11 protein-coding genes are annotated in these 18,846 nt (G+C 40.4%); 9 read left to right on the forward strand and 2 right to left on the reverse strand.

Annotated features, from left to right (window positions below):
• Positions 1–42 precede the first annotated feature (42 nt).
• The 5 genes from F0145_RS11705 (at position 43) to F0145_RS11725 (ending at position 7,837) form a co-directional block, all read left to right on the forward strand.
• The gene (locus F0145_RS11705; RefSeq protein ID WP_150088588.1) at positions 43–507 is read left to right on the forward strand and encodes a hypothetical protein; all 465 of its coding nucleotides are present in this window, start codon (positions 43–45) and stop codon (positions 505–507) included.
• 26 nt (positions 508–533) lie between these two features.
• Positions 534–776 carry a hypothetical protein gene (locus F0145_RS11710; protein ID WP_150088589.1) on the forward strand — a complete coding sequence of 81 codons (243 nt, stop codon included), beginning with the start codon at positions 534–536 and terminating at the stop codon, positions 774–776.
• A 518-nt stretch (positions 777–1,294) separates the two neighbouring features.
• Entirely contained in the window at positions 1,295–5,857 is a 4,563-nt protein-coding gene (locus F0145_RS11715) for an IPT/TIG domain-containing protein (RefSeq protein ID WP_150088590.1), read from the forward strand.
• Positions 5,858–6,277: 420 nt separating this feature from the next.
• A complete protein-coding gene (locus F0145_RS11720) occupies positions 6,278–6,706 on the forward strand; it encodes a hypothetical protein (RefSeq protein WP_150088591.1) in 429 nt (142 codons plus the stop codon).
• Between the two features lie 906 nt (positions 6,707–7,612).
• Positions 7,613–7,837 carry a hypothetical protein gene (locus F0145_RS11725; RefSeq protein ID WP_150088592.1) on the forward strand — a complete coding sequence of 75 codons (225 nt, stop codon included), beginning with the start codon at positions 7,613–7,615 and terminating at the stop codon, positions 7,835–7,837.
• Positions 7,838–8,259: 422 nt separating this feature from the next.
• Here F0145_RS11725 and F0145_RS11730 read toward each other — a convergent pair whose 3' ends face one another.
• Entirely contained in the window at positions 8,260–9,444 is a 1,185-nt protein-coding gene (locus tag F0145_RS11730; RefSeq protein WP_150088593.1) for a S8 family peptidase, read from the reverse strand.
• A 968-nt stretch (positions 9,445–10,412) separates the two neighbouring features.
• Between F0145_RS11730 and F0145_RS11735 the strand changes: the two genes are divergently transcribed.
• The 4 genes from F0145_RS11735 to rpiB all read left to right on the forward strand — a co-directional run bounded on the left by F0145_RS11735 (position 10,413) and on the right by rpiB (position 17,351).
• Complete coding sequence (locus F0145_RS11735; RefSeq protein WP_150088594.1) at positions 10,413–14,039, forward strand: beta strand repeat-containing protein; 3,627 nt, start codon at positions 10,413–10,415, stop codon at positions 14,037–14,039.
• A gap of 414 nt (positions 14,040–14,453) precedes the next feature.
• Positions 14,454–15,725 carry a serine hydroxymethyltransferase gene (locus F0145_RS11740; protein ID WP_150088595.1) on the forward strand — a complete coding sequence of 424 codons (1,272 nt, stop codon included), beginning with the start codon at positions 14,454–14,456 and terminating at the stop codon, positions 15,723–15,725.
• Positions 15,726–15,750: 25 nt separating this feature from the next.
• Entirely contained in the window at positions 15,751–16,587 is an 837-nt protein-coding gene (gene tatC, locus F0145_RS11745; RefSeq protein WP_317133174.1) for a twin-arginine translocase subunit TatC, read from the forward strand.
• 329 nt (positions 16,588–16,916) lie between these two features.
• A complete protein-coding gene (gene rpiB / locus F0145_RS11750) occupies positions 16,917–17,351 on the forward strand; it encodes a ribose 5-phosphate isomerase B (RefSeq protein ID WP_150088596.1) in 435 nt (144 codons plus the stop codon).
• A gap of 75 nt (positions 17,352–17,426) precedes the next feature.
• On the opposite strand, the gene F0145_RS11755 is transcribed toward rpiB, so the two are convergent.
• On the reverse strand, positions 17,427–18,833 hold the full coding sequence (locus tag F0145_RS11755) for an LTA synthase family protein (protein ID WP_150088597.1): 1,407 nt from the start codon (positions 18,831–18,833) through the stop codon (positions 17,427–17,429).
• Positions 18,834–18,846: the final 13 nt, after the last annotated feature.

Here is an 18,846-nt window from a genome sequence, read left to right on the forward strand (position 1 = left end):
CCTTAAACTAGTTATTACAATAACAGCATAATAAAGAAAGTTATGGCACCAGTAAAGAATAGCGAAAGACGTGTTCGGGTGATTGAAAGCAACACCGACTATGAAGAAATGCAAGCCGGTCATATCATTCCGGGCGCGGATCCTCCAAAAAATGACCATGCCCGGGGTGGTTTCGGCGACCGCGATGGCCGCAATGGTTTTGGCACAGATACCGGTGATGGTGCCACAGCGATTTCGATTAACGAAGATACTGTAGACCCGAATGTGCACACCGATGGCATTCCGGTAAGCTCTCAGTTAAATGGCAGAAGCTCTATTAACAGCAAACTTGGAGCGGATGAAGATGATTTGGATGAGGAAGATGATTTAGATGATGTGGACATAGATGATGTTGGCGACGACGATATTGATGACACTGATTTTGATGATACGGATTTTGACGATGACCTGGACGACGACGATCTGGATCTGGATGAGGATTTAGATGAAGACGATGATGATATTTAACCTAATGATGGAAGGAGAAAAAAGATATGCCTTATAAAAGCAATTCAACCAATAAGCAGTCTAAAGAGCATACCGGCGATCCGGCCGGCAACGGCCAAAGCAACGCCGGCGTAAAGCCGGTAAGCCCCGATAGCGAAGATGAACTGCACGAAAGATTACGCGCCGAGTACACCGATGATATAGATGAGCCAACTATTGATACCAAATTAGGCAGCCATCCGAACCGGAATACAAACAAACCAAAAATTGATAAACCACCTTACGGTTAATTATTAATAATACCTCATAGTTTAAAAAGCTCCTGTCTTAATTGGCAGGAGCTTTTTTTTGTGCTTTTCCCGAATGCAAATCTGCTCCCAGCTTTATATATAGTTTAATAATAATTTAAGTTGATGTTTAAATAATTATAATTTATACCCGGTATAATATTGCTATTTGAGATTTATTTATTTGAAAAAGCTAAGCTTTGTTCTGGCTATTATTTATGTTTTAGTGAAATATTGTAATTGTGGCTTGCGGCATTAATTGGGTTTTATAATACTATATATTTCTTAGTGCACTTTAAATGCCTATATATATTGTATAATTTTCATATAAATAATATTGTATAACTAATATTATTTATTTTGTATATTTTTTTTGAAAAATATATTATAGCATGTTAATAATTAAAATTATATTGCGTGCTAAAATGCAATTTATACGAAAAGTATAAAAATGAATTTTAATAAATGTTTTTGTTTCTAGATAAATAGAAGGTTAATAGTTAGTAAAAAAGTAAGTGCGTATGAAAAAAAATCTACAGTTTATGAGGGTGCATACCAGAAGCCTATTTTTGTGGGCTTGGTTGGTTTTGCTAAGTCTATCCCTAACAGATGCTCTGGGCCAGGCAACGCTGCCGGCCAGACATGATGGCCCGTGGCAAGGCATGAATAAAACTGGCTGGACACAAACTGGCTTGGGCGTAGATTACAGTTCTGAAATGGGCGGTAATTCTATTGGGGCTTCTTCGAGCGGCGGTACCGCTAATTTTGATGGTGTTGGCGATAATATTATTGTCAATTTTACCGGTTCTCCCGGGGCGCTTACTTATTTTGCCAGTTATTCCGGAATTAGTACTGCATTTGGCGGTACTGTTTTGGTTGAAGAATCTGCTGATGGTTCGGCTTATACTGTGCTAAGAACAATTGCTGCAGATTTAAAAAGAGCTAATGCTAATACTGCCATCACCGATTATCCCAGTAGTACTTCCCGGTATATTCGGTTCCGGTTTATAGCCAAAAATGGAACACAAAATTTTCAACTAGATGGTGTTCATATAGCAGCTAACAACGGGCCAGAAATAAATATTAGGCAAGGAGCTGTAGATTACCTTACTGGAAGTACCTATACCTTTGCTACGCAAAATGTTAAAACAACCGGTAATGCCATTGCTTTCACCATCCTAAACACGGGTACAGTAGATTTAAATTTATCTGGTATGCCGCTTGTTTCTATTGCCGGCACTAATGCAAATGAATTTAAAATTGATCAGAGTGCTACGTCCGCTACGGTTGCGCCTGGCGGTAATACTACTTATACGGTTTCTTTTGCGCCTACCAGTTTCGGGAATAAAACAGCTACTATTACAGTTTTAAATAACGATAGCAACGAAGGTACCTATACCATTAATTTAACCGGTAGTGCTGATATCTTGCCGGCTACTATAAGTAATATTTCTCCGGCTTCCGGCCAGATAGGTAATACGGTAGTTATTTCGGGTACTAACTTAATTAATACCACCGATGTTACCTTTAATGGTACTGCTGCCAGCTTTGTTATTAATAACGATGGGCAAATAACCACTACCGTACCGGCAGGTGCTAGTTCTGGTGCTATTAATGTTTCTAACGCAAAAAGTTCAGTTAATGGACCAACGTTTACCGTTGTATCGCAGCCGGCACCTACAATTTCGGGTTTTACGCCGGCCAGCGGACCCATTGGGCAAACGGTAATTATTACGGGTACCGATTTTACCGGGGCTACTAGTGTAAAGTTTAACGCTGTGCCAGCGGCATATACCGTAAATAGCAACACTCAGATTACCGCTACTGTACCGGCAAGTGCTACTACCGGATCTATTACCATTACTACTTCGGGCGGTACAGTTGCCAGTGCTAATAACTTCAACGTTTTACTGCTTCCGGAAATTCATGCCATTTCACCGGATTTTGGTTCGGTAGGCGATATTATTACCATTACCGGTATTAACTTTACCGGTGCTACCGATGTAAGTTTTAGTAACGGTCTGCCAGCTGCTTACGAAGTAAATAGCGATGGCGAAATTATTGCAGAAGTACCGGTTGGCGCTGTTACAGGGCCTATATCAATTACTACAACGGGCGGTACCGCTACCAGTGAAACATTTACGATTGTTGTGTCGGCACCCTTTATTTCTGAAGTAACGCCAAGTGCAGCTATGGCAGGAGAAATAATTACCATAACGGGCGTTAATTTCTCAGGTGCTACCGATGTAAGATTTAATGGGGAAATAGCGGCTTATGAAGTAATCAGCGATGGTGAAATTATTGCGGAAGTGCCAACTGGCGTTGCTGCCGGACCGGTTGTTGTTACGGTTACTACTACTGGCAGCACAGCAAACAATGAGACTTTTACTTTAGTAGTACCGGCGCCAGCAATTACAAGTATTTCTCCGTCTTCCGGTAAAATAGGGGCATTAGTAACCATAACCGGAACTAACTTTGCCAATGCGGTAAATGTAAGCTTTAATGGTACTTCGGCTTCCTTTACCGTAGACAATGACAGCCAGATAACCGTGCAGGTACCAAACGGTGCTACTTCGGGGCCAGTTACAGTAACTACTGCTGGGGGAGCAGCTTCCAGCGATATATTTAATGTTATTGTGCCTAATACCACGTATACCTGGAACGTAGGCTCAGGTAACTGGACTGACCCGAATAGTTGGACTCCTGTACGTAATACCCTTACTAATGCTGATATATTAATCTTTGATGGTAGCAAAACCACCAACCCAACTGTAAACCTGGATTTTGCCTCTTCTCAAACCGTTGGTCAGCTTAAATTTATTAACAGTGTAATTGCCAACCTGCATGTGGCAGCCGATAAATCCTTAATTTTAGATAATGGCGTAACCGGAGCAGATTTAGATATTGCGGCTAACTCGTCTGTAACTATAGATAATACCTCGCCGGATGCGGAACTTACTTTAAGGGTTACCGCCGGCGAAACAGGTGTAATAGCCGGAACCTTAGCTTTAAGAGGTGGTGCCGGTATAGCAGAACACCGCATATTTACCGAAGAAGTAGATGGCTTAATTTTTCAGAATGGCAGTACTTTCCGGACAGGACTAAATTTCTCCGGCAATCCGTTTGGTACCATCAACCTGAATACCGTACGCTTTGCTTCGGGCGCTACTTACCGGAATGCAGCCGGAGGCTCTCCTTTTGGTGCAGCCGCTCCTAACTCGGTTTTAATATTCGATCCGGGTAGCTTGTATCGGCACGAAAGCAATACTGCGCCGGATTTAAATGATCGTACTTACAGTAACTTTGAGTTAAATAATGCTGCTTTTGAGCAAACAGTGGCAGGTATCGGTAATTTAAACCTGAACAACCTTACCATTACAAATGCTATTAATTTTAATCTTAACTTATCTGGTAACATTAATATAAGCGGTAATATTAATGCTGTTGCCGGAGCCCTAAACTTCAACCCGGGTTCTGCTAACAACATAAATATGAGCGTTAATGGTACAAAAATTATTTATGGGTCCGGAATACTAACTTTAGGCGCAAATGCCCGGTTAAATGTTCCGGTGGGCATCACCGTTGATTTAAGAAAACAAATTTCCGGTACTGGTCAGGTAATAGTAGATGGTGCTATTAAAACCAACGTAGAAGAAGGATTTGCCGGCGGAGCAGCTACTGCTCTCAACAGTGGTGTAACCCCGGTGCTAAATGCAGGATCTGTTGTAGAATATAATGCCCTAGGAGCTCAAACAGTAAGCCCCATTGATTACAGAAATTTAATTATTTCGGGCAATCGCTCCGGCAACACCGTTACGCTGGCACCTGGTACTATTAAGATAGCAGAAGCATTTACCATTCCGGCCACTATTGTTACCTATAGTGCAAACAATAATACGGTAGAATTTAACGGGGGCTCGCAGATTATTCCGGTGCTGCCCTATCATAACTTAGTTGCGGCTGGTACTGCTGCAAAGTCTTTAGCCGGCAATATTCCGGTAAATGGTAATGTAAACGTAATAGCCGCTACCATTAATACGGGTGCAAACAGAATTATTTTAAATAATACGGCTAGCCTTAGCGAAAGCCAAACCAGTTATATAATGGGTAAAGTAGAAGCTACCCGCAACGTAACAGCAGGTTTTACGCAGAACTTTGGCGGCGTTGGGCTTACACTTGCCCCAACGGCCGGCAGCTTAAGCCCTGGTACTACCAGAGTGGTGCGTTCTACCGGTATTGCCGCTATACAGCTAAACGAAGAAAGACAAAGCATTACACGGGTTTATGACATTACGGCGGCTAACAGTACTGGCCTAAATACCGCTATTACCCTTAAATATGCACCTAACGAACTATCATCGGGACAGGATGAAGCAAAACTGAGCATGTATAAGAAAGAAGGAGCTAATCCTTGGTTGGAGCAAGCTGGGTCGTATACGCGCACTCCGGTTCAAAGAACAATTTCTCTAATGGGAGTAACTGGTTTCTCTTCCTGGACTTTAGGCGAACAAAGTATTTTGCTGCCGGTAGAATTAGTACAGTTTACCGCTACACGCCGGGGCCAGAATGTACAGTTAAACTGGGCTACTGCCATGGAACTCAACAATAAAGGTTTTGAGGTGCAGGTTTCTGCCGATGCCCAAAATTTTGAACCAGTAAGTTTTGTAGATTCTAAAAACAGCAACTCCAAAGAACTGCAGCAGTATAGTTTCTTAGACAGTAAAACCAAGCCAGCCGATGTACTTTATTATCGCTTAAAGCAGGTTGATTTTGATGGCACCGAAACTTACTCGGCAGTTAAAGCAGTAACTTATAAGAAAGAGCAAATTGCCATAACCGCAACCGCTTACCCCAATCCATTCGATGAAAGTTTTACAGTAGTAGTTAATGCCGACGCGCAGAAGATTGCCAGCTTAACTATTACCGACGCGGTAGGTAAAAAAGTAATGGAGAAAACGGTAACCTTAACTAAAGGCTCAAACGATGTAAGGTTCAATTTGGGCAACCAATATCCATCCGGCATTTACATCATCAACATAACTACTAATAATTTTCAGCAGAACCTGAAAATGGTTAAAAAGTAAGAAGAATTTATACTTAATGTTTAAAGGGGGAAGCTAAAAGCTTCCCTTTTTTTATGGTTTCTGCTTTTAATATACTTAAGTAGGCTAATTATCTGGCCTTGTTATGAGTAAAGAGCTTGCTGATAAAAGCATAATAACAGCAGCCTGGCAATACCTGCTTTAAAAATAATTTCAAAAAAGATACATTATATACTTTTTAATTTGTTAAAAAATCGTATTAATTTTTAAAATTAGAAATTTGCAAATGACTGATAATGAAGTAAATAAGAGTTAATTAGGTGTGTTGTATCCAGTAAATTTAATGTTACGCGAGTGGGCACATTGTCCTTTATTATATATATTACATATAATATATTTGTATAGCTTAAAAGTGAAAAGATGAACCCATTGGTATTTGTTAATAGATCATTGAATAGTGAAATGAAAGGCAGAACGCATTTGCCAGGCTACAATATCTCAAATACGCTGAGTTCCTTACAAGATTCTTTTTTTAGCCAGTTTACCGGTTTAGAAGTAGCCGAAGGTGGTGAGATTAGAAGTTACTATCGGTGTGAGTCAAAAAGAATACCTGATGCTAATTTTGCGGTTGCATTAGAATACCAAACAACCACATCCGAAGAATTGTATTTTCTGACGCAGGTTATTCTGAATACTTTAAATACAGAGCCCGAGCGCTTTCATGATATGTTTGACATACCAGGGCTGGAAACCGAAAGCTGGGAGCAATTAGCCAACGTTACGCAGTACCTGATAGCCGAAGGATGGATTGAACCGAAAGCAGTAGCAGAAAAGCTTTTGGTGAAATTAACCATTGAAGGCAAACTCTATTTGCAATATAATATTGCCTGATTCGGGTTAAAGAATTAATATTCCATTTCCTATTCTCTATTCAGATTTATTCCAGTATCTGGAATTTTCCCAATCATTCTAAACTTACACAGGTAAGTAAATAGCGGTAATATTTACTATTTTGCCAGCTATATCGCTAAAATCTCCCATCTTCTATTATGTATTTTAAGCGTTCCAAAATATGGAATTGTCTTTTTTGCATGCTCTTAAAGTTGTTGACTTAAGTTGAAGTTTTTAAAAGTACAATTTATAGCTTGTTTAAACGGGTTAATAGTTGGTTTTTGTGAATATTTAATTGTTTTCGTCCAAATATCTGGTTCTATAATTTCCCATATTAATTACAAATTAACGCGGTGATAATTGGATATTTCTAATTATAAATTAATGTTTAGTTTAATATAGTTTTAAATATTATTGGAAAAAGTATTAGGTAATATTTTAAAATGCTGAATAACAATAGGTTATATTTCAAAAAGGAATTTGGCACGGGGTTAGTATATAGTTTTTTATATATATTAATAAATAACAATAATGTTCACGATTACTCTAATTGTTACTGGCTTATTCCTAACAATTACAAATACCATTATTCAGCCTATAAGCTATAGGCCATTCTTCTCCGAAGTTTTTTTGAATACTAATCTTTCGCTGAACCCAATACCCTTAAAACGCCAATAAAACTATAAGAACCAGTTTATCATAGGCCAGGAGTAACCCGGTTTAGGATATGCTTAGAACAGCTTTAGGTTAATACGGCACATGCCAGTTTAATAAGATGGCACCAGCCACCCGGAAGCTGTTCCTTGAATTAGTAATATACAAGCAAGTAGCTATAATTATTTAGGAAGCTACTAAATAAGAAATAATAAACGAGCTGAAAGCTTAAATAAAAAATTAGTTATTAATATGATTAGGTTAAGAAATGTTGATTACACCCGGTACTCACCGGTGCAATTACGCGGGAATAATAACTATTATGTTTATACCATCGATAAGCACCAAATATATGAAGATGTAGACGATAGGTATTATTTTTTCTGCCATCCTTTAACCCGAAACGGAGAAGCCGATTTTAAGAAAACCGTAATATTACCCAAATGTGCCATTGTGCCTATTCCTATTTGTTTATAAGGCACTACCATAAAACACTATTTAAAACATTGGGCGGGATGCTCTCTATTTAACGGCAGCATCCCGCTATTTTAAACTCTAAGTAAGCCGGGTTAGCAGTTCTGGTTTTCAGAAGCGCAAGAATGCTTTAATATAAATATTATACCCATATTAAACAGGTAGGATGCTTTAAATAAAATAATTATAACTAAATATTCACTCACCGCGGTCATTCTGGAAGAATCTTACCAGCAAGTCGCCAATTAGATTCTTTCAGAATGACCGCAATGGAAGGTACAGCCTTTGCTTTATTGAAAAACGCAGCAATGCTTTAGTATAAATATTATTTCATGAGTTTAAACCAAAACAAAAAAAGCCGCAATAAAGCGGCTTCTTTGTTTTGGTTTTGTATTAAGTAAAAAATACTTACGAAAGGTAATATATTAAAAGTGAGCAATAGGGTCTGGTGTGCTGTCAGGGTCGCCGATTACGGTGCCATTGGTACCGATAGCATTACCTTGTAGTAACAATAAGCCGGCTACGTGTGGCGCAGAAAACGAAGTACCAGTGCCGTAAGTAGTGCCACCACCAATCTTTAAGCTAGTAATATTTACACCTGGGGCAGAAAGATCTACCGATGAACCAAAGTTAGAACCGGTCCAGAAATAATTATTGTAATCCATTGCCGATACGGTATAAACGTTGGTAACATTTACCCGCTGCGGCGAATTGTTAATGCAATCTACGGAGCTGTTACCAGCTGCAATAGCAAAGAAAATACCTTTGGCGGCTACTGTTTTAACGGCTGTATCATAAGTAGCTGATACCCCAGAAGAACCACTGATATTAACTACATCGCCGGCTTTGCCGTAGGTGCTTACATGGTTTACGGCTTTAATGGCATTAGCAGCAGTGCCAACTCCGGCATTGTCTACTACGCGTAAGGCTACAATAGTGGCGTTTGGCGCTACACCAATAATACCGGTGCCATTATTTTTAGCCCCAATAATACCGGCTATCATGGTGCCGTGACCGTAACCATCCTGTACGCTGGTAACACCTGTCAGAAAGCTTTTGCTGCGGGCTACATCTACGTTTAAATCCGAATTATTAATGTCAACACCGCTATCAATTATCCAGGCGGTTTTGCCGGTGCCATCACCGTAACCTACCATTGCTACGCCTTGCGGCACAGTTTCGCCAGGTAAAACAGTGTAAGTATTGGTTGTGGTAGTAGTACTCGCTACTCCGTCAGAAGTAAGATACTGGTCTTGTTCAATAGCCGCTACATCGGCATATTTCTGAAGTTGCGCTACTTGGTTTGCAGATAATTTAGCTACAAATCCATTCACAACGCCTTCCAGAATATCAGACTTTTCGACTGGGCTAATAATACCTCTGGCAATTAACGACTTAACTATGCCTTGTGCTTTTTTGCCGTTGTTTTTAAATACCACAATATACTGGCCTTCAACTTTATTATTTGCCTGTAAGGCATTAGCAACAGCCGTAGCTTTTAATTCAGGGCTAGCCTGAAAATCATCTTTCTGGCAGCCATACATGGTAAAAGCCGAAGCTAGTGCAATACAAGTAAGTGTTTTTGTGTAAAAAGTTCTTCTCAAATTCATTTGGGTTTTTAATTAAGGAATAATACAAAAAATTTATTTTAATACGAGGTTATAATAATTTATTCAGGCTTGGGAATAATCCGGTGCTTGAATATTTTAAACATTAATATTTAAAGGGGGAGTTTGGTTATTGTTTTTGTGTAATAGTGTTGCAATGTTAATAATAAATAAATATAGTAGCAATATTATATAATAAAATAATTATTAACTTGTTGATTTTCAAAGCGATTATTTTTAATAATGCAAATTGGATGTTATGTTGCAATTGCTTTTATTAAAATTTATAACCAATAAATTACCCGTTATTCATTGCTATGTTTAGGATTATATAATTACAGGGTGTAGAAAGTTAAATAACAATTAATTAATCCGGCTATTCTAATAACGTTAATGTTGTATTGCAATAGCAATAATAGTGCAATATTAACGCCTCTTCGGTTGATTTTACTGTTTAAACTTATAAAGCGATCATTAATATTAAATTTATCACAAAATATTTGGGGTGATTTGTTATATATAATAAATATTATTTTGAAAAAAGTTATAAATGAAAGGAGGTGTTTTTTAATTATTGGGGATAATGTCACATAGGGGATATTTATTTTGTTAAATTTTTTAATGCAAACCAAAATGATCCTCGGGTGCCTTATAAATAGCATTAACCTAAGAAATAGCCATTTTCATCTGATTTTAACTGTGTTCGTCGAGTAAAAACGGGTGTTCGTCGAATATAAAATTTTTTATATATTAAATCAGCTATAATTGTAGAGTTATATTTTGGTTGTATAGGAGTTGGTGGTGTGTTAAGAATGCTATATAATATAAATGCAAGTGCTATACTTATATTGATTAATATTTTCGGCTGCTTGTAGTAGTAATATTTATAATTTTAATATCTCTCCTGGTAAAGTTATTCCACCATTAAAAATCTATAAAAATATTTCCTTTTATTAATTACTTGAACGCATATGATTAATTTTTACAAGAAAAAGCTATTACCGTTGCTGGTTATACTGCTGCTACTTACCCCACTAATTGCCAGTGCGCAGATGACTTACTCATCCAGTACCGTAACTCAGAATACAACTAAGGTATTATCCGGGTCTATTAACCAACAGGTAATTGGCATCCGGATTGTTACTTCCGGCTCTACGAATGCACTAAGTGTTTCGCGGTTTAACTTAAGTACGCTGGGAACTACGCGTGCCGCAGATATAAGCAATGCCCGTATTTTTTACACCGGCACTTCTGCTACGTTTGCTGCTACTAATCAGTTTGGTACGGTAGTGGCAGCTCCTAATGGTAGTTTTTCGGTTACTGGTACCCGCGCTTTAGTAGCGGGCACTAATTATTTTTGGCTTACTTATGATATTCCGGCTACTGCGGTGGCAGGTAACCTGGTAGATGCCAGATGTACTTCGCTTATTATAGCTGGCGTTACCCGTACACCTTCTACTACTGCTCCAACCGGAGCCCGAACAATAGAAGCGCCTTTATTTAATGTGTATACCATTAACAAAACCGGTACGGGTTCCCGCAACTTTACTTCTTTTAGTGCTGCTATAGCCGCCCTGAATGCTAATGGAGTAGCTAATGGTGGGGTTACTTACCAGGTTGCTTCGGGTCAAACATTTAATGAAGCCCCTTTAACTATTACGGCCACCGGTACCAGCGCTAATCCTATTACATTTGAAAAATCGGGCAGCGCAGCCGACCCAATATTACAAGGTACCGGCGGCGTGGGCGCTCTGGATAATATTATTACCATTAACTCCGGCGATTATATCACCTTTGATGGTATTGCTTTTAAGGATAACCCAGCCAATACTACTGCAACTACCAAGATGGAACATGGTATTCATTTTAATAATACTGCTACTAACGGCAGCATGTACAATACCATTACCAACAGCAGTATTACCCTCGATAAAAACAATACCAATATTACTTACGGTATTTTTGCCAACAACACTACGGCCACATCGGCCGCTGGTGCCAACAGCTACAATAGTTTTTATAATAATACTATTCAGAATGTGGCCTATGCTGTTTATTTAAATGGTAATAATACTTATTACGATTCCGGCAACGAAATAGGTAGCGAGACCTTCAGCAATACCCTGACAGACTTCAACGACGAAGCCATTCATATGGGGCAGCAGCTAGGAGCTAAAGTGTTTAATAATAATATTACCAAGGGCGTAGGAACCGCAATAACCGGCATACACGTAATTGGCCCTAATAGCAGCGTAGATATTTATGAAAATAATTTATTGGGCTTTAGTACGGCCAGTACCACCGGTAAATTAATAGGCATACATACCGAAGTTGCGGCCAGCACCAATATTTATGCTAACACCCTTACTAATTTTACGGCCACTGCCACCAGTACCAGCACCGCAACTATTCAGGCCATAGAAGTAGATGCCGGCACCAGCAATATTTACAATAATCTAATCTCTAATTTTAATAATGCTTCAACCGGTACCGGCGGCATTGTAAATGGTATTTTAACCAAAGGCGGCAGTACCCATAATGTGGTTAATAATATGGTTTCGGATTTGCGGGCTAATGCTTCTGCGGCCAATCCATCGGTGCGAGCTATTAGTTTAGAAGGTGGTACTACCATTAATTTATTCTTTAACAGCCTGCACTTAAGCGGCGTTTCTACTACTTCTTCACACTCTTCGGCTACGCTATATATTACCGCCACACCCGGCAGTGTAAACATGCGCAACAATATTCTGTATAATAATTATAGCGTTTCGACGGGTACCAGGGCAGTAGCGCTGTTTAAAAGCAGTACTTCTTATACCAATATTGCGGCTGCTTCTAACAACAACTTGTTATTTGCCGGGACACCTTCTGCTAAAAAACTATTATTTTACGATGGCACCAATGCGGTTCAAACGCTTTCGGCTTATAAAACCCGTTTAGGACCAACCCGGGAAAGTGCTGCTGTTAGCGAAGACCCACGCTTTGTTTCGGCTACCGATTTGCACTTGAGTTCGTGCTATACGCCTGTTAAAGGACCCGCTATTGCCGGCATAACCCAGGATATTGATGGAGACACCCGGGCTGCTAACCCGGTTATTGGGGCCGATGAAGTGGTGGTAGGAACAATTATTTCCCGCTGGCTGGGTACAGTTTCAACCGATTGGAATAATCCGGCTAACTGGTCGTGTAATCTGGTGCCGGTTAGCACTTCCGAAGTGGTTATTCCGGTTACCGGTACCCGGAAACCCGTAATAACATCGGGGAGTGCCGTAGCCAAAAATATTACCATCGACCACGGTACTACCTTAACTATTAACGGCGGTTCACTTACCGTTAGCGAAGATGTTAACTTAAACGGAACGCTTGCCAATAATGCATCAGGTACTGTAAAGGTTGGGGGCACAATTACCCTTAACACCGAAGACGATAATGTTGCAGCTACTGTAACTAATAATGGCACGCTTCAGGTAAGCAACGCTATGGTTGTAAATGAAGGTAATATAACGAATAACGGCACTATTCAAATAGCAACAGATTTAACAGTTGTAAAAGGGTCGGGCAGTAATTTTATAACTAATTATGGTGCCTTAAACATAGCGCAGCATTTTAGCAGCGAAGCCGAAGTAAATATTGAGAACGCCGGCGAACTGGTTGTGGAAGGAGATTTAACTACCAGTGCAATCTTCCTGAATAATGGTATGGATGGCATTGGAAGCCTGGTAGTTAATGGCAAGTTTACCAACAATATTGAGGGGCATTTTACAAATTTCTTTGGCGTAGCTACCGTTACCGATTTTTATAACAAAGCCCTGATTGATGGTGATTTAGGAAGCTTTGCCATTGCCGGAATATCTGAAAATGCAAAAGGCGCGGTTATAAAAGGCGGTATTGATATTTGTGATAGCAGCCGGGAAGCAGGTAAAAACTTTGTAGATAACAATTATGGTTTAATCGAATGGGGTACTTTTGATACCGACCCAGACGATGGTAATGTAACGCAATGCGGCGAAGAAGCCATTTTTAAACCTTTGCCTGTTACACTCATTACCTGGAAAGCTACTGTAGTTAATGGGCAGGTAGTACTAAGCTGGGAAACGGCCACCGAGCACAACAGCGATTATTATATCGTGGAACGCTCTACCGATGGCCGTAATTTTGAAAAAATAGCGCAGGTGCAAGCCGCCGGCAACAGCAAACAAATTAAATCTTATACTTATACCGATAAAAACGTGCTGGCCGGCACCGTATATTATCGCCTGAAACAAGTTGATTTAGATGAGAAATTTACTTACACCGGCATTATAAGTAAATCAGTTCGCACGGCACCGGCTTTTAATATGAACGTGTTCCCGAATCCGTTAAGTAACCAGGAAGAACTGCATATTTGGTTAACCGGCAATGCCAAACAGCACTACCTGATTGAGGTTATCGACATGCAGGGCCGTTTGCTTTACCAGTTGCCCATTGAATTAAAAACCAATGTTCAGGAGTTATTTATTCCAATTCGGATTACAGCTAAAGTAAAAGGCTTGTGCATAATACGTTGCTCCGATTTGCAAAACAATCAAACCCAAACCGCCAAAGTAATAGTTCGGTAATTATTACGCAGCGTAATAGGCATAATTATAAAAAGGAGGCTCTACTTAGGCCTCCTTTTTTATTTGCTTCTGGTTTTACTTCTTTCTAGGCTCTGCATCAAAAAACTTTTGTAAAGCAAGAGAAATAAATTAGCAACACGTTAGAACTATTAGACTAATAAAGAACATAAATTTTGTCCCGGTTTTTAGGTTACTCCTCTCCTGTCTTAATTAACGCGAGTCTTCAGAATATTCTTTATTGGTAAATATTTCTTATTTGTTTTTATTGACCGCAAAAGGAATAAATTTTCAGCCTCCTCTCCTGCCGGTAGCTATGTCTGGGTAACTATCTTAAAAGATATTTACTTAAAGCATAAAAGCAATTGGTTTATTAAAGTTCTTACCTTAATTTTGCGCCCTATTATAACTAGTAAAATGCAAAAAGACAGCCTAATATTTGATTTAATCCGCCAGGAAAAAGAGCGCCAGATGCATGGTTTGGAACTGATTGCGTCCGAAAACTTTGTTTCGGAACAAGTAATGCAGGCCATGGGCAGCGAACTAACCAATAAGTACGCCGAAGGATTACCGGGCAAACGGTATTACGGAGGCTGCGAAATTGTAGACCAGGCAGAGCAATTAGCCATCGACCGGGCCAAGGAATTATTTAACGCGGCGTGGGTAAACGTGCAGCCGCACTCAGGCGCCCAAGCCAATGCTGCTGTTATGCTGGCAGTATTAAACCCCGGCGATAAAATATTAGGTTTCGATTTAGCGCATGGTGGCCACTTAACCCACGGCTCGCCGGTTAATTTTTCGGGTAAACTGTACCAGCCGGTATTTTACGGCGTAGAGCCCGATACCGGATTGATAGACTGGGAAAAAGTAGCGGATATTGCCCGCCGCGAAAAACCAAAGTTAATTATTTGCGGAGCCTCGGCTTATTCCCGCGACTGGAATTACGAAGCCTTACGGGCCGCTGCCGACGAAGTAGGTGCCTTGTTAATGGCCGATATCTCCCACCCTGCGGGCTTAATTGCCCGGGGCTTATTAAACGACCCCTTTGAATATTGCCATATTATAACTACAACTACCCACAAAACGCTGCGTGGCCCGCGGGGTGGTATGATAATGCTGGCCCAGGATTTCGAAAACCCGTTTGGCCTGAAAACTCCCAAAGGTGAGCTTCGCCTGATGTCATCGGTGCTGGATATGGCGGTTTTCCCGGGTACCCAGGGCGGACCTTTAGAGCACGTAATTGCTTCTAAAGCGGTTTCGTTCTTCGAGGCTTTATCTGATGATTATTTAAACTACATTATTCAGGTGCAGAAAAATGCCAAGGCGCTGGCCAAAGGCTTCACCGACCGCGGTTACAATATTATTTCGGGCGGCACCGATAACCATTTAATGCTGATTGATTTGCGCTCGAAAAACCTCTCGGGTAAGCAAGCCGAAAATACATTAATTAAAGCCGATATTACCATTAACAAGAACATGGTGCCGTTCGATGATAAATCGCCGTTTGTAACTTCCGGTATGCGCATTGGCTCAGCGGCTATTACTACGCGGGGCTTAAAAGAAGCAGATATGGAGCGGGTGGTTACCCTAATTGATGACGTGCTGCAAAACCACGAAAATGAGTCCAAGATTTCGGCTGTTAAAGGTGAAATTAATAACTGGATGAAGAATTTTCCTTTATTTAGTTAATATTTAAAAGCAGAATCAGGCACCCGTGGCGGAAGAAGAGGAATTAACCGGCGAGCACGAAATGTCGTTTATTGACCACCTGGAAGAACTCCGGTGGCATATTTTACGGGCATTAGCGTCGATAGTAGTTTTTGCGGTTGGCGCCTTTATGGCCAAAACCTTTGTTTTCCATTATATGATCCTGGGCCCTTCCCGCCCCGATTTCTATACCTATCGCAAACTATGCGATTTAGGTAATTATTTGGGTAATAAAGGTTTATGCATCGATAAAATTCCGTTTACCCTGCAATCGCGGGAAATGAGCAGTCAGTTTACTACCCACATTACCGTTTCCTTAATTATTGGGTTAATATTGGCTTTCCCGTACGCTTTCTGGGAAATCTGGCGTTTCATTGAACCGGGCCTTTATCCCAACGAACGTAAAAATTCGCGGGGTGCCGTGTTTTTTGTAACCATTCTGTTTATAACCGGGGTGCTGTTTGGGTATTTTATTGCTGCTCCCCTATCCATTAACTTTCTTGCTTCTTACACGGTAGATCCATCTATTCTGAATGAGTTCGATTTATCGTCTTACATTGGTACCCTCACGCGTATGACGCTGGCTTGCGGTATTATGTTTGAGTTGCCCATGATTGTGTTTTTCCTGGCCAAAGCCGGCATTGCTTCGCCGGAATTAATGCGGTTATACCGGCGCCATGCCATTGTGGTAATTCTGATAATAGCGGCTTTAATTTCGCCGCCCGACGTATTAAGTATGACCATTTTTGCTTTACCGCTAATTGGGTTATACGAGGTAAGTATTCTGATTGCCAAGGGGGTACAACGCAGCACCTTAAAACGCTTAAACCAACAGACTGATTAAATTAAGAGCAGCGTTTAGGTAAGAAATAGCAGCCGTTAACGGGTAAAACCTGATTAATTATTAAGTTTAACTGCTGTAACGCAAAAAAGCATAAAATACAGGACTAAAGTCTACTCACCCCTGTCATTCTGAAAGAATCTTATGAGCAGGTAGCCGATAAGATTCTTTTGGAATTTTGCGAATTCTGCAGAATAGCAGAAGTGATAGGAAAGGACTTCTGCGTGAATTGTTTTAATTTTTGTGGAACATCAGATTTAAATAATCGAAAAGAAATTACGCCAGTATTAACGGCTAAGAATAAATATTTAACTTAAAATAAAACTAAAAGTATGGCCCGGAAAATAGCGATTGGGGGCGATCATGCCGGTTATACCTATAAAAGCTTTTTAATAGACCAGTTGCAGCGCAATGGCTACGAAGTGCAGGATTTCGGTCCGGGGTCCGATGCTTCGGTAGATTATCCGGATTATGTTCATCCGTTGGCTTCGGCCATTGATAACGGCGAATTTGATACGGCTATTCTGGTGTGCGGCAGCGGCAACGGCGTGGCTATAACTGCCAATAAACACCCTAAAGTACGGGCCGCATTGTGTTGGGTACCAGAAATAGCCAAATTAGCCCGCGAGCACAACAACGCCAATGTATTGTGCATTCCGGCCCGGTTTGTATCAGAAGAGGTAGCTAGCGAAATGGTAAATATATTTTTAAATACCAATTTTGAAGGTGGCCGCCATGCTACCCGGGTAAATAAAATTCCTTGCTAATACAATAGCCTGAATAAAGATAAAGGCGCAATATTTTCTTTTACCGAAAAATATTGCGCCTCTTTTATTTCTCCTTTACCGCACCCGTTTATAAATTCCGTCTTGTCCAATTTTTTCGTAGCGCGAAAATAAATCCGGAATTTTGTAGGTCAGTTCCTGCATTAAGCCAACTTCGTCTATAATATAATCTGGTTCCGAAACCGTTATGTTTCTTCGGATTTTAAATATTCCGTAATACGTATTAAGCTGCCCGAAATCTTGTTTAGCTAATTGCCAGTTTAAGTAAGGCGTAGCCGATTGGTTGTAAGCGTAATAATTTAAGTTATTGCCCAGAACCAGCACGTGCGCATTTTGTACCGCCCTATATTTAGCATTGGGTTGTAACAACAGGTGCGAAATATTTATTTTGGTATAAGGCATGGAGGGCAATAAAAAGTTATACCGAATAACCAGGAGGCTGCCCAACAGCACCAGAAAAAAAGGCTCGGTAATCCATAAGCGGCCGGAGCGCAGAAAAAGATAGGTGCCAAAATAAGCTGCCGCCGGTAAAAACAACAGCCACGAAACCGCCGAAATGGTTTGTCCGGCCAGGGTAACGAGCACCGCAACGAAAACCCACCACAACATTAATTGTAAGAATTTAAGCTGGTAATTAAGGGTAGGGGCATTGATAATAGCGTGAAATACCGAAAAGCTTAAAAACAGCACCGGTATAGCCAGAATTTTTATTAGATCCAGCGGCGCTAATAACATATTAATGTATAAACTCCAGGCCGAAAGCAAATTAAACTGCACAAAGTTGGGCAGCGAATCGGCGTACAGGAAAAAGGTATAAGCCACTGCGTACGGAAATAAAAAGCCGCAGAGTAATAGCAGCGAACTCCGGAACGCATTAAAGGCAAAATAAATAAGCGCCATAAAAGCCCAAAGCAGAAAAAGCATTAAGGGCAAATAACAAAGAGCCGCCAGCCCAATTAAAAAGCCCGCTTTAAATAGTTTGGGATTGCTGCTGCCTTCTTTAGACGGTACAATTAAATAATTAAGCGCAAATATTAAAAAAGTTAATCCCACCAATAACGGCGACAGCATATCGAACTCAAAAAATATACTGCCAAACACAAAGTAGAGGAGGGCTGGTAAAAAGCTTTTTTCCGCAAAAATTCCGTTCTGGTTCAAGATAGAATTCAGGCGCATGCCTTGTAAGAATATAATTGCCGATGCCAATAACCGGTAAACCAGAATATTCCGGCCAAAAACTACATCTAGCAATTGGTAAATAATAGCTGCCAGCGGGGCCGTATTGTCGTACACATCGCGGTATAAAGTAGCGCCAGCCGCCAGGCGTTCGCCCAAAATCATGTACTTCAGTTCGGATAGCGAAACCGGAAAATTAAATAATATGAGCGGAATCCGGATGGCCAGAAACAGCAGGATTAACACCAGAAGCCGCGAAAGTAATATGCCTTTAAAATAACTTATCAAGGAGCCGAAATAT

Source organism: Adhaeribacter rhizoryzae, assembly GCF_008629685.1.
GTDB classification, from domain to species: Bacteria; Bacteroidota; Bacteroidia; order Cytophagales; family Hymenobacteraceae; genus Adhaeribacter; species Adhaeribacter rhizoryzae.